Below are 12,894 nucleotides of genomic sequence, written 5' to 3'. Positions count from 1 at the left end.
AACCGGCGTAAACTCCTCGTTCAAACGAGGGCCGCGAATGCGCCAGGGAGGTCCGGATGCTCGAATGCATAGCCCATCTCTGTGGCAACGCGGGGCATCGCCCGCTGCCCGCTCAGCAGCATTTCGTCTGCCATTCCTCGGAGAATGAGCCGGAGTGCGAAGGCTGGGGCATGGAAAAAGGCCGGGCGATGGAGGGCTGCGGCAAGCTGCCGGGTAAACTCCGCGTTGGTCACCGCCTCGGGTGCGCAAAGGTTTACAGGGCCGCTCACCCTTTCGGTTTCGAGCGCCTTCAATAGGATCTGCACCGCGTCATTGAGGTGAATCCAGGACATCCATTGCCGGCCGTTTCCCAGCCTGCCACCGAGACCGAGACCAAATACCCGGCGCAGCAGGGGGAAGGCTCCGCCATTGCGGCCAAGCACCATGCCCGTTCGCAGATTGACAACGCGCATGCCCAGCGCCTCCGCCCGGTGTGCCGCCTTTTCCCAGCCTGCGCACACATCCGCCAGGAAGCCAGCACCGCGTGGGGAGGCTTCATCTACGATCTCCGGCCCGCTGTCGCCATAAAACCCGGCTCCGGAGGCGCAGACCAGCACCTTGGGGCGGTTCTCTTCCTTCCATGTGCCCAAGTGGGTGACCAGTGCTTCAGTGAAATCCACCCTGCTTTTCCAGATGCGGTCCCGCTTTTCCGCCGTCCACAGCCCCATCAGAGATTCTCCGGCCAGATGCACAAGCGCGTCCAGCTTTGTCTCTGGGAGAGCATGCGCAGCCTGAGGCGGCTGCCGCAGTGTTTCGTCCGCCACCGGTGCCTCCTTTTGACCACGCGAGTAGGCTACGATTTGATGCCCCCGGCCATGCGCGAGCAAGGCAAAATGACTGCCGATGAAGCCAGTAGCTCCTGTGAGGCCGATGCGCATACCCCCTTCTAACGTCTTCAAGGGGATGGTGGTTTCTCCAGAATTAAACAACGAAATGAGCGTCCCATCAGCGCCGGGTGGGTGAGGGACTGAAACTGACGCATGGTGGCTGGGTCGAGCGGACTGCCTTCGAGGCTTTGAATCCAGGCGGTTGCCATGCGGCCAAGCACACGGCCCTGCAGGTCGTATTCGCGCTGGAGGAGCCCGTGGCGCAGAGCCTCTTCGATCAGGCGCGTGAAATTAACATGGGTGGTGAGATCGCAACCGCCCAGATCTTCGAGCACGTGGCCGTCCATCTGGTGCTGGCGGTAGCGGCGGATGGTGCCTTCCGCCCGTGCGTCGGCGTAGAACTCCTCAGCATCGAGACCATAGTCGGCAATGAAGATCGAACCGCGAAACGCTGACTGTGCGAGGTCACGAATCCAGGCGAGCATGGCGAGATTGATTTCGAGGACATGACCGGTGGTGAGATCATGCGGCAGGTGTTTCACCTCAGCTTCCAGATCTTCGCAGGAGCAGGAGCCAGGGATGAAGCGAAAAGCTTCTGCACCGTCTGGCTCGACGAACATCTCCTCCCAGCGCTCCCCATTCCACCGCACGAGGTGGACCGGGAAGGCGTCTGGCAGTTCGTTGCAGACGAAGAAGGCATGCAAGGGGATGCTTTTGAGGGCGGCCAGATTTTCCACCCAATGGACCGGGTGCCCGTCCAGCCGCCGCGCCTGGGCTTCCCGGTAGGCAGGGTTGGGCTCCACAATGAGGTAGCGAAAGTTGTGTCCTTCAAGAGCGCTCAGAATATCCTCCGCCAGCTGGCCGTCGTGGGCGCCTTGCTCGATGATCGTGAATCCCGCAGGTTTTCCCAGCGCCTGCCAATCCTGCAGGGCGCGCATGGCCAGGAGTTTTCCATACAGCGGCCCCACGCTCACGCTGGTGAAAAAATCGCCTTGGCGGCCAATCTTGAGCGGCCCTGGTCCATAATAGCCATGTTCAGGATGATAGAGCGCCAGTTCCATGACCTGTGCGAAGGGCAGCCGTCCGGAAGGTGTGGCGGCGAGTTTTGCGCGGAGGATCTGGGGCAGGGAAGACATGCAGGGCCAAGGGAAAGGACTGGCGGAGAATGTGAAGGGGGGGTAGGTTCTACGCTCCTCTTTCTTACCAATCCATGTTCCGTGATGATCCCGATCCTAAGCCTGTGCGCAACTGGCGTGGCGAAGCCGGCCTGAAACTGCCGTTTTACCGCCGCGGCTGGTTCAGCGCCCTGATGGCCTTTGGCCTGCTCTGCCTGGTGGCGGCGTTTGGCGTTTACAGTGTGATCGTGGCACCGCTGCGGCGTGATGCTGAGAAGTTTGACCTGGAGGAGCTCAAGAAGCTTGAGTCTGCGAGCATTATTTATGACCGCGATGGAGATGAGATGGCGCGACTTTATGTGCTCAACCGCACTCCTGTGCCTGTGACTGAAGTGCCGCAGCATTTCATCGACGCGCTCGTTGCGCAGGAAGATTCACGGTTTTTCAAACATGACGGTGTGGACTACATCGGCCTGGCCCGAGCGGTGAAGGAAAACATTGTGGCCCGGGAAGTGACCCAGGGCGCGAGTACGATCACTCAGCAGCTCGCCCGCCAGACCTTCAAACTCCTGGAGCGCAGCTACAAGCGCAAGATTCTGGAGGCGTTCATCGCCCAGCGCATCGAGAAGCAGTTTTCTAAGCCGGAGATCCTGGAGTTCTACCTGAACCGCATCTTTTTTGGCATCAACTTTTACGGCATTCAGGCCGCTGCTCGTGGCTATTTTGGCAAGGACGCCAAGGATCTCACCATCGAGGAGTCTGCAACGATCGTGGGACTGATCAAAAGCCCGAACAACATTCAGCCCATCAAGCATCCGCAGCGTGCCCTGAAGGAGCGCAACTATGTGCTCGAACGCATGTCGATCGAGGGCACGCTGACAAAGGAAGAGGCGGCGAGGCTCAAGAAAAAGCCCCTTGTCACTGCTCCGCAGAGCGCGGACCCGAGGCTGAGCTACGTCTTCGACTCGGTGCGTCGTGAGGTGGTGGATCTGGTGGGTGAGGAGCGCGCCTCCATCGGCGGCTTTAAAATCTACACCAGCATCGATCAGGACCTGCAAAAGGCCACGGAGGAAGCAGTCAGCAAGCGCATGGCGGAAGTGGAAAAGCGGCAGGGCTACGAGCACCAGACCTATTCGCAATTCCGCGCGATCATGACCGACTACCGCGCGCGCATGAGGCGTGGTGAGATTGATCCGGCCACGCCGAAGCCGCTGCCGGAGTACCTGCAGGCGGCCGCTTTGATGATCGACAACAAGGACGGCAGTGTTCTGGCCATGGTGGGCGGGCGGGATTTCGGAGACAGCCAGTTCAACCGTGCCACAGACGGCGTGCGTCCGGCAGGGACCGCCTTCACACCGCTGGTGTACGCCGCGGCATTCAGCAATCCGGGGCTGTATCCCGGCACCAAGGTGGACGATGCTCCCCTGGATAACCGCCGCGTGATGATCGGGGGGCTGACCGGTATTCTCGGAGAATGGGGTGCGGAGGTGGACAATCCGAAATGGACGCAGGCGCCGATGAGTTCGCGCGAGGCGCTGATCCAAGGGCGCAACTCCGCCACGGTGCGGCTGGGAGAGCGCGTGGGAGTGCCGATGGTCAAGCAAGTGGCGCAGAAGGCGGGAATCACCTCTGAAATGCGCGATTATCCCTCCATGTTTCTGGGCGCCAGCGAGGTGCGGCTGAGCGAGATGTGCCTGGCGTATTCGAATTTCCCCACCCTCGGCAGCCGCCCGCAAAAGTTGAATTTGATCCAGCGCATCACTGACAACAATGACAAGGCGGTGTTCCAGATTTCCGAGGCGGCCCTGCGCAGTGTGCAGAGCATGGACCCCATAGCCGCGTATCAGACGCATACTTGTCTCGTGGATGCCCTGCATCGTGGCACGGGCAGTCCCGCCGTGAGTGATTACAAGCTCGGGGAGTTCCCGGCGGGGGGCAAGACGGGGACTCATTACGAATTCAAGGACCTGTGGTTCCTGGGCTACACCTCCGGTGTCACCTGCGGGGTATGGGCGGGGTTTGACAAGCAGAAGACGATCTATCCCGGCGCCTTCTCCAACCACATTGTGCTGCCGGTATGGACGGACATGGTCAATGCCAGCGTCACGCGGTACGTGCCGCAGGAGATCGAACCGCCGCAGACGGCGGAACGTGTGGAAATGTGCAGACGCAGCGGCATGCGCGCCACCGACTACTGCTACGAGAAAATCAAAGGCCCAGACGGTCGGGAAAAATCCGTGCGCGCCACCTACTTTGAATACCTGCGTCCCGGTACGCCGCTGGAGGGCTTTTGCAACCTGCACACGGGCGAGGGTCTGCCGGTCGAGATCAAGCAGTTCGGCTACCAGTCTCCAGCGCTCAGCTTTGGCTCCGCCCCTCTCATCCCGGAGACCACGAAGTGGGTGAACATCGAACCCGTGCGCATGAAGGCGCTGACGGTCATCGGCGAAGACCCCTACAATTCGGAGATGGCGGTCCCGCGTGCCAGCCCGGTCAATGATGATGGCACGCCGATCCGCAAAGCCATTCCCGTGGATGCGGTTGAAGGCGGGGAGGATGATGGTCCGAAGCTCAAGCTCGCGCCGCCGCCGCCGATGAAGATTGATTTCTGACGGGGGCGCGTCTTTTTTTTGTGAAGGAAGAGGGCTACTTTTTCTGCAGCTTTTTGAGCAGCGGAGCAGCCACTTCCTCCACATAGGCCTGGCCCGCCGCACTGCATTCCTTCAGGACGGCGACCTGGCTCTTGAGAAATGACTGCCCGTGGGGAGACTCAAAGAAGGCGATCCAGGACTTGATCTCGGCATGGGAAAAGTGGCTGGCATAGATCGGCACCATCCGCTCGACGAACTCCTGGGGCTTGAGCTTGTCGGTCAGTTCCTTCCAGAATTCAGCCGGCACGTCCGGGTTGGCACGGCTCTGGAGTTCGATGTTGGTTTTGATGTCTGCAAAACTCAGCTCTGCGACATTGGTCAGTTCGAGAAATTTGCGGATGTCCTGGATCAGAGCTGGATCTTTTTCTGCGGCCTGTACAGAGAGAATGCATGAAAGGACGAGGGTGAGGAGAGCGGTGCGCATGGGGGAGGGAGCGATTGAAATGGAATGGGCGGAGGAAGCAACGGGCGTGGTCAGAATGCAGTGTCTTATCTCAGCAGCATCTTTCCAGCCTCCGCATCAAACTCATTTTCCCACTTTGCCACCACCAGCATGGCCACGGTGTTGCCGATCAGATTGGTGATGGCGCGTGCTTCAGACAAAAAGCGGTCAATGCCCATGATGAGAGCCAGACCTGCCACCGGGATTGTGTGCGTGGCACCCAGCGTCGCCGCGAGCGTGATGAAACCGCCGCCCGTCACCGCCGCCGCACCTTTTGAGGTGAGCAGCAGTATGCCAAGAATGCTCAGCTCCTGCATCAGCGTCAGAGGAATGTCGGTCGCCTGCGCCACAAACAAGGCTGCCATCGTGAGGTAGATGCTGGTTCCATCCAGATTGAACGAGTAACCTGCCGGCAGCACGATGCCCACCACGCCGTCGGAGCAGCCGCTCTTTTCCATCTTGCGCATCAGCCCCGGGAGCGCCGCTTCAGACGATGAAGTTCCCAGCGTGAGCAGCAGCTCCTCTTTGATATGCTTCAAAATCTTCCATAGGCTGAAACCATGCCACCACGCGATGGCGCCCAAAACGACGAAGACAAACAGCACGCAGGTCAGATACACGCAGGCCATCAGCATGATGAGGTTGCCGAGGGCGCCGAAGCCAAATTTGCCAATGACAAAAGCCATGGCTCCAAACGCAGCGATGGGCGCCGCCTTCGTCACGATGCCCACAATGCCAAAAAACATCTGAGCCACCGAATCGAGCAGATGCGTGATCGGCCGTGCCCGTTCACCCAGCCGCGCCAGCGCCACCCCGGCCAGGATGGCCACGAACAGCACCTGTAGAATTTCCCCTTCTGAAAAGGCGCTCACAAAAGTTTTCGGGATAATCTGCAGCAGATGCCCGGTTACCGTCATCTCCTCTCCAGCCTTCGTGTACTTGTCAAAATCCTTCTGGTCCTCCGCGCTCAGCACGATGTCCGCCGGATTCACATGCATGCCGGACCCCGGCTGGATCCCCTTCGCCACCATCAGCCCGATGATCAGCGCCACCGTGGTCACCACCTCAAAATAGAGCAGCGCCTTCCACCCCACGCTTCCCAGCTTCTTCAGGTCGCCCATTCCCGCGATGCCATGCACAATCGTGCAGAAAATAATCGGCGCGATCAGCATCTTCACCGCATTCACAAAGGCGACCCCCAGCGTCTTCATCGGAATCGACTCCGCCGGCCACAAATAGCCCATCAGGATGCCCAGCACGATTCCGACCAGCACCTGCACGTAGAGATTTTTGAGCCATTTCATGGGGGCCGATGCTGGCAGGTCCGTGGCAAAAGCCAAGAGGCATTCTTTCGCGCATATTAGTGAAAGACCCCCGCCCCCTGTCAGGGGTGGCTGCCTCTTCTCTCCCCACCCTTGCACCCTCCGCTGACCGTGCTAACCTGCGCACCCCTCACACCACCAAATCGCACGCATCATGGGCACAACACTCTTCGAAAAAGTCTGGAACTCGCACGTCGTCGGCACCCTCGCCAATGGCCAGACACAGCTCCTCATCGACACTCATCTCGTCCATGAAGTGACCAGCCCCCAGGCCTTTGGCATGCTGCGCGATCTCAATCTGAAAGTCGCCTACCCGCACCGCACCTTCGCCACGGTGGACCACATCGTGCCGACGGACAGCCAGGTCTCCCCCTTTGCCGACCCTCTGGCAGAAGCGATGATCCAGGAGCTCAACAAGAACGCTCAGGAGTTTGGCATCACTTATTTCAGCCTTTCCAGTGGCAAGCAGGGCATTGTGCACGTGGTCGGACCTGAGCAGGGCATCACCCAGCCCGGCACCACCATCGCCTGTGGTGACAGCCACACTGCGACCCATGGAGCCTTCGGAGCGATTGCCTTCGGCATCGGCACCACTCAGGTGCGCGACATTCTGGCCACGCAGACCATGGCGCTGGGCAAGATGAAGGTGCGCCGCATCAATGTGGACGGCCAGCTCCGCCCGGGCGTGTATTCCAAGGACGTGATCCTCCACATCATCCGCCTGCTGGGCGCCAACGGCGGCATCGGCTACGCTTATGAATACGGCGGCAGCCTGTTTGACGCCATGTCCATGGAAGAGCGTATGACCGTCTGCAACATGAGCATCGAAGGTGGTGCACGCTGCGGTTATGTGAATCCGGATGAAAAGACCTTCGAATACCTCAAGGGCCGCCCCTATTCCCCGACGGGAGACGCCTGGGACACCACCGTTGCGCAATGGCGTGCCGTCGCTTCTGACAAGGACTGCGTCTATGACGACGTGGTGAACATCAAGGCTGAAGATGTGCCGCCCACAGTCACCTGGGGCACCAGCCCGGACCAGGCCATCGCCGTCACGGAAAACGTGCCGACCGCCGCCAGCGCCACCACCGAACCCGCCCGTGTCTCCATTCAGGATGCGCTGGACTACATGAAGCTGCCTGAGGGCCAGCCGATCAAGGGCACGAAAATCGACGTCGCCTTCATCGGCTCCTGCACCAACGGCCGTCTTAGCGACTTCCGCGAAGTGGCGAAGTTCATCAAAGGCCGCAAGGTGGCCGCGGGCGTCAAAGCCATTGCCGTTCCCGGATCGCAGGTGGTGGATGTCCTCGCCCGCAAAGAGGGTCTGCATGAGGTCTTCAGCGAGGCCGGCTTTGAATGGCGTGGCGCTGGTTGCTCCATGTGCCTGGCCATGAACCCGGACAAGCTCGTGGGCGATCAGCTCTGTGCTTCTTCTTCGAACCGTAACTTCAAGGGACGTCAGGGCAGCACCACTGGCCGCACCGTTCTCATGAGCCCCGTCATGGTCGCCGCTGCCGCCCTCACCGGCAGCATCGCTGATGCCCGCGAGGTTTTCAGCATCGCAGGTTAATAAAGACTGCTTTCAAAAAGGCGCGGATCGCACGATCTGCGCCTTTTTTGTGGCATGGGTGAATCCAGAATCATGGTATAGACGGACATCACCCGATCCGTGAAATCCGTGGCGCTCATCCTGGTTCTTCTCCTTCTTTGCTTTCTGGCGGTCAACGCCTGGATCATGGCGCCCACGCGCCTGCAGTGGCAGCTCCAGCTCGTGACCACTGAGTTTGGCCACTGGCTCACACTTTTGCTGCTCGCGTCAGTCTATCCCGCCTTGCGTTCATCGCGCTGGCTTGCGCTGCTCTGCCTCCTGCTTGCCATCGTTTTCCTGATCCCAGCGGTGCAGGCATCCCGCATCGCCAAAGCCCAGGGCCTGGCCTTCTCCTGGCTGCGACTCTGGATGCCGCTGCACTCCGGCAAACTTAAGGTTCAGGTGGAACGGCGCACCTACTGGAATGGCGGTGGTGAATCGCTGGACGTCGTGACGTATCGCCCCATTGGCAGAGCGAAGCCGCAGCCTTGTGTGCTCATTGCGCACACAGGCGGCTGGGACAGCGGCGATCCGGGGGAGTTCATCGCGGCCAATACCGAGCTCGCCTCCCATGGCTATGTGCTCTGCTCCTATGCCTACCGGCTTGCGCCCAAGCACCGCTGGCCAGCGCAGGGGGAAGACACGCGCCATGCGTTCGCGTGGGTGCGCGAACACGCCGCTGAGCTCGGCATCGATGCAAATCACATCGTTCTGATGGGCCGCTCTGCGGGCGCGCAGATCGCCGCGGCCTGCGCCTATGGCATGCCAGATCTCGGGGCACGTGCCTGCATCGATGTCTATGGCACGCCGAACATGCATCTGGCCCGCGAGTGGTCGGTGCCGGACGATTTGTTGAAATCTCTCACCCTCGTCCGGCAGTACATGGGCGGAGATCCACATGAGGCTGCCGATGGTTACCGCACCGCCTCCGCCACCGAATTTCTCGAAACGCATCGCCTGCCCACCCTCATCCTTCACGGCACCCAGGATTCCCTCGTCGGCATCGGCCACAGCCGCCGATTTAGCACCAGCCTGGCCCAGATCGGAGCCGATCACTTTTTCCTCGAACTTCCGTGGGCCACGCACGGCATGGACTACTTTCCGTCCACTCCAGGAGGCCAGCTTTCCATGGCCGCCATCCTGCGCTTCCTGGAACGATTGGGGCATGGTGCTCCGTAGTGGGAGATCATGCACCGGATTTTCAGTCTCCTTTTTGCCGTCACCGCCTCCGCCTTTGCCGGCGATCTTCAGCTCACTCTGCCGCCTGTCGTGTACGCCACGCCCGATGTGCCGATGAGCATCTACCACGACAACATCGTGCTGACGGAGACTCCCGAAGCCTATCGCTACGAGTTCACCTGCAAGCTGGGCAAAAACGAAGAGCGCCGTTGGACGGTCACACCGAGTGATGCCGATGTGGGTGATCACCCGATTGCCATCACCGTCAAAGATGCTGGCGGCAAAGTGCTGGAGCAGGGGAGGACCATGCTGCACATCTCCCCGCGCAAGTCGGCTTCCACCAAGCCGCTTCGTCTTCTTATTGTCGGCGACAGCCTTACGCATGCGAGTGTTTACCCGAATGAAATTGCCCGCCTGCTGGCCCTGCCAGGCAATCCCAAGGCCACGCTGCTCGGCACTCACAAACCTGCAGGCGTAAAGCCAGGTGTCGCGCATGAAGGTTACGGTGGCTGGAAGTGGATCGACTTCCTCACCAAATACACGCCAGAAGCTCCCGGTGTTGCCGCAGGTCCGCTCGCCCGCAAAGCCACCAGCCCCTTCATCTTCACAAAGGAAGGCATTAAAGACCCCCAATTCGACCTTGCTTTTTACTTCAAGCCGATCCGAACAACCCGGATGCCAAGATCAATGAGGTGCTCGACAATGCGGACAAGCTCCTCGCGGCATTCCACAAGGCTGCGCCCAACGCCAAACTCGCCGTCGGTCTCACCACGCCGCCGAATGCGCGTCAGGAAGGATTCACTGCGAACTACAAGGACAAGTATCCACGCTGGGGCTGGAAACGCATCCAGCACCGCATCGTGCAGCTCATGCTCAAGCGCCTCTCGGGGCGCGAAAAAGAAGGCATCTTCATTGTTCCCACCGAGCTCAATCTCGATCCTGTGGATGGCTACCCGAACAACAACGGCGTGCATCCGAATCCTGCGGGCTACGCCCAAATCGGTGCGAGCTTCTACTCGTGGATGAAAGCCAAGCTGTGAAGCGGTTTTTAAACCCCGCTACTTCGCCACACTCTTCCGCCATCCGTTCACTCCTTCACGGAACAACTCGTCCTTCAGCTTTGTCCCCATGCCTGTTCCCGTGGGCAGCTGCGCCTTCCCGTTTACGATGACGGGCAGCGTATCGACCAGCTTGTCGTAGAACGAGCGGATGTGCGCACGAACCGTCTCCTGAAACACGACATTGGCCGATGACGCCGCGAGATGCAGGCCGCTGAACAGCGTGAGCGGGCCGGTGCAGTCGTGAATCGTCGCGGGGACGTTGAAGGTCTGCGCCATGTCGATGACGCGGCGGGTTTCGCTGATGCCGCCGTTCCAGGTGGGATCGACCATGCAGTAGTCGCAGGCCTGAGCTTGCAGCACGCTCAAATATTCTTTGCGGCCGAGCAGCATTTCGCTCGCCGCGATGGGCAGACCGCTCCGGCGACGGAAATCGGCCAGCGTGGCTGCGTTGTCCACGCGCAGCACGTCTTCCAGCCAGAGCGGCTTGATCTCGCGCAAGGCTTCGGCAATGCGTTCGGCCGCCGGGAGCTGGAAAAACGCGTGCCCTTCGATGGCGATGTCCATTTTCATGCCCACACGATTACGAATCTCCCGCAGGGGTTTTATGGCTTCCTCGACATCGGCCCATGAGATGTGCAGACCGCCGTTACGATGTGCCGCGCGATCAAAGGGCCACAGCTTCATCGCGGTGATGCCTTCCGCGAGCAATTCCTCAGCGAGGTCACCGGCGGCAAAATGAGAGGCCCAGTTGTCCTGCAGCGGTCCCTTGCTGCCGATGTCGCCATAGCCCGGCCAGCCCGGATGACGTGGAGCTTCTGTGGCACCTGCCAGCGCGCCGTAACTCGGACCGCCGCTCGTATTGTACACGGGAATCGCATCACGTACCGGCCCGCCGAGCAGGCGATACACCGGCTGGTTGCAGGCTTGCCCAAGAATGTCCCACAGCGCGAGATCAATGGCCGACAGCGCGCGCATCTCCGCGCCCGGATGCCCAAACGGCGTGCAGCGCTCATAGATAAAGCGCCAGTGCGCCTCGATCGCCAGCGCATCGGCTCCGAGCAGGCGCTCTGCCATCCAATCGTGAATCAACGCCGCGATGGCATGCGGAGTGTAATACGTCTCGCCGCAGCCGATGAACCCGTCCTCCGTGTGAATGCGGACGAGCAGCAGATTCGGCATGATGCCGGACGGAATGGCGGTTTCGATGGCGGTGATGCGTGACATGAGGGGGATCAGTTTGAGAAAATCTGGTGGAACATGGCGAATGAAATGAAGCCGTAAAACAAGGCGCACAAGATGAGCGCGATCTTGCGCCACAGCGGCGGGCGCAGTTCACGTGGCAGCAGTGTGGTGTTGAGGCGCAGGATTTGCAGCGCGGACAAGGCCGTGATAGGTGCGGCGGTGGCGCCGAGAATCATGAGCAGCAGTTTCGCGTCGCCAAGGAATGCGCCGAAGCACGCGATCACCGTAAAGCCGAGCAGCAGCAGGCCATAGAGCCGCCCCACCGGCATTTTCTTCGGCACCGCACCGCCTGCCCATGCCATGTCTGCCACCACGCGGGCCAGCACATCCACATTCGTCAGCGTCGTCGAAAACAGAATCCAGAAGCCGTTCATGAGGCCGAGAATCCAGAAGCCTTCCCATAGCTTGCGCATCTCCGCCGCTTGAAACACACCCGCCGCAACGCCGGTGACCTGCATGCCGGGCTGAAACAATGACGAGGCCAGATTCACCATCAAAAACATGCCCACGATGCATCCCAGCATCCACAGGCCAGATTGATCAATGATCGCGTAACGCCACCAGTCGCGCCAGCGCTTCAAATTTTCCACGTTGATCGGAAACACGCTGCCTACGGGGGCCAATGTCTGCTCCGTGCTCCACACGCCGCCCATGTTGCCTGCTTTGGAAGCCATGCCGAAGCCCTTGTCACGAAACCAGTTGGCGATGGCGAGATTGCCAATGCCGCCGCTGCCTGCGAGCGCAGCAAACACTGCCAGCATCACGAAATCAACCTTCTCAGGAACCACTCCGAACGAGAAGAAGCCTGTGAGCGTGCTGCTCCAGTCCTTGAGCGGCACAAAGGTGAAGTTCACCCACAGCAGAAATCCGAAGATGAAGATGATCATCATCCACGAAAGCCGCTCCAGCAGCCGCTCGACCTTCTTGCCTGAGGCGAGCACCACGGCCGAGATTAATACGATTGCCACCGTGATCCACGTCACCATCGACGCATCAGCATTCGTCGGAGCACGTCCTTGCAGGATCGCAAATGCCACACCTGCGCATCCAGCCGCCGCCGCAGGCATGCCGAGCTGCGCAAAGCCCGCCAGCGCATAAAACACGCCCCACACCCGCGATCCCGGCCGCATCCGCATGAAGCCCGTGAGAGCCGGCTCGCCCGTGTAGAGCGTGTAGCGCACCGCTTCGAGATTCAGCAGTGATTGCAGCACAAAGGCCAGCGTCGCGATCCACAGCACACTGCGTCCGTGCTGCACCACAAACAACGGTCCAGCGATCCACTCGCCCATCCCAATGGCTCCCACGAGCAGGATGGCCCCCGGCCCGATGGTGCGCAGCGCATTGCGCAAACTGAATGGCAGCGGCGCGGGGAGATCGTCGGTCTTCCAAGGAGGAAGGCAGCCGTGATTCGGGTTGGAAGGATTCATG

At 60.4% G+C, this 12,894-nt stretch carries 10 protein-coding genes; 4 read left to right on the top strand and 6 right to left on the bottom strand.

Annotated elements, in window-relative coordinates:
* Positions 1-20 precede the first annotated feature (20 nt).
* Both ACILSR_RS00760 and ACILSR_RS00755 read right to left on the bottom strand, forming a co-directional pair.
* A complete protein-coding gene (locus ACILSR_RS00760; RefSeq protein WP_395747808.1) occupies positions 21-938 on the bottom strand; it encodes a TIGR01777 family oxidoreductase in 918 nt (305 codons plus the stop codon).
* On the bottom strand, positions 935-2,002 hold the full coding sequence (locus ACILSR_RS00755) for a class I SAM-dependent methyltransferase (protein ID WP_395747807.1): 1,068 nt from the start codon (positions 2,000-2,002) through the stop codon (positions 935-937). Before ACILSR_RS00755 ends, ACILSR_RS00760 begins: the two co-directional genes overlap by 4 nt.
* A 74-nt stretch (positions 2,003-2,076) precedes the next feature.
* On the opposite strand from ACILSR_RS00755, the gene ACILSR_RS00750 reads away from it, so the two are divergent.
* Positions 2,077-4,593 carry a transglycosylase domain-containing protein gene (locus tag ACILSR_RS00750; RefSeq protein WP_395747806.1) on the top strand — a complete coding sequence of 839 codons (2,517 nt, stop codon included), beginning with the start codon at positions 2,077-2,079 and terminating at the stop codon, positions 4,591-4,593.
* 34 nt (positions 4,594-4,627) lie between these two features.
* On the opposite strand, the gene ACILSR_RS00745 is transcribed toward ACILSR_RS00750, so the two are convergent.
* A complete protein-coding gene (locus tag ACILSR_RS00745; protein WP_395747805.1) occupies positions 4,628-5,056 on the bottom strand; it encodes a DUF2059 domain-containing protein in 429 nt (142 codons plus the stop codon).
* Positions 5,057-5,121: 65 nt separating this feature from the next.
* Complete coding sequence (gene dctA / locus ACILSR_RS00740) at positions 5,122-6,378, bottom strand: C4-dicarboxylate transporter DctA (RefSeq protein ID WP_395747804.1); 1,257 nt, start codon at positions 6,376-6,378, stop codon at positions 5,122-5,124.
* Positions 6,379-6,550: 172 nt separating this feature from the next.
* Between dctA and leuC the strand changes: the two genes are divergently transcribed.
* The 3 genes from leuC to ACILSR_RS00725 all read left to right on the top strand — a co-directional run bounded on the left by leuC (position 6,551) and on the right by ACILSR_RS00725 (position 10,203).
* Positions 6,551-7,966 (top strand): 3-isopropylmalate dehydratase large subunit, encoded by a 1,416-nt coding sequence (gene leuC / locus ACILSR_RS00735; RefSeq protein ID WP_395747803.1) that lies wholly within the window; start codon positions 6,551-6,553, stop codon positions 7,964-7,966.
* A 99-nt stretch (positions 7,967-8,065) separates the two neighbouring features.
* On the top strand, positions 8,066-9,163 hold the full coding sequence (locus tag ACILSR_RS00730; RefSeq protein ID WP_395747802.1) for an alpha/beta hydrolase: 1,098 nt from the start codon (positions 8,066-8,068) through the stop codon (positions 9,161-9,163).
* A 692-nt stretch (positions 9,164-9,855) separates the two neighbouring features.
* Positions 9,856-10,203 carry a hypothetical protein gene (locus tag ACILSR_RS00725; protein ID WP_395747801.1) on the top strand — a complete coding sequence of 116 codons (348 nt, stop codon included), beginning with the start codon at positions 9,856-9,858 and terminating at the stop codon, positions 10,201-10,203.
* Positions 10,204-10,221: 18 nt separating this feature from the next.
* Here the strand turns inward: ACILSR_RS00725 and ACILSR_RS00720 are convergent, their stop codons facing one another.
* Together ACILSR_RS00720 and ACILSR_RS00715 are read right to left on the bottom strand one after the other, a co-directional pair.
* Positions 10,222-11,448 (bottom strand): mandelate racemase/muconate lactonizing enzyme family protein, encoded by a 1,227-nt coding sequence (locus tag ACILSR_RS00720; protein ID WP_395747800.1) that lies wholly within the window; start codon positions 11,446-11,448, stop codon positions 10,222-10,224.
* An 8-nt stretch (positions 11,449-11,456) separates the two neighbouring features.
* Positions 11,457-12,893, bottom strand: a complete 1,437-nt coding sequence (locus ACILSR_RS00715; RefSeq protein ID WP_395747799.1) for an Nramp family divalent metal transporter — start codon at positions 12,891-12,893, stop codon at positions 11,457-11,459.
* Position 12,894: the final 1 nt, after the last annotated feature.

Source organism: Prosthecobacter sp., assembly GCF_044222565.1.
GTDB lineage: Bacteria > Verrucomicrobiota > Verrucomicrobiia > Verrucomicrobiales > Verrucomicrobiaceae > Prosthecobacter.
This window is presented reverse-complemented; position numbering and strand designations above follow the sequence as displayed.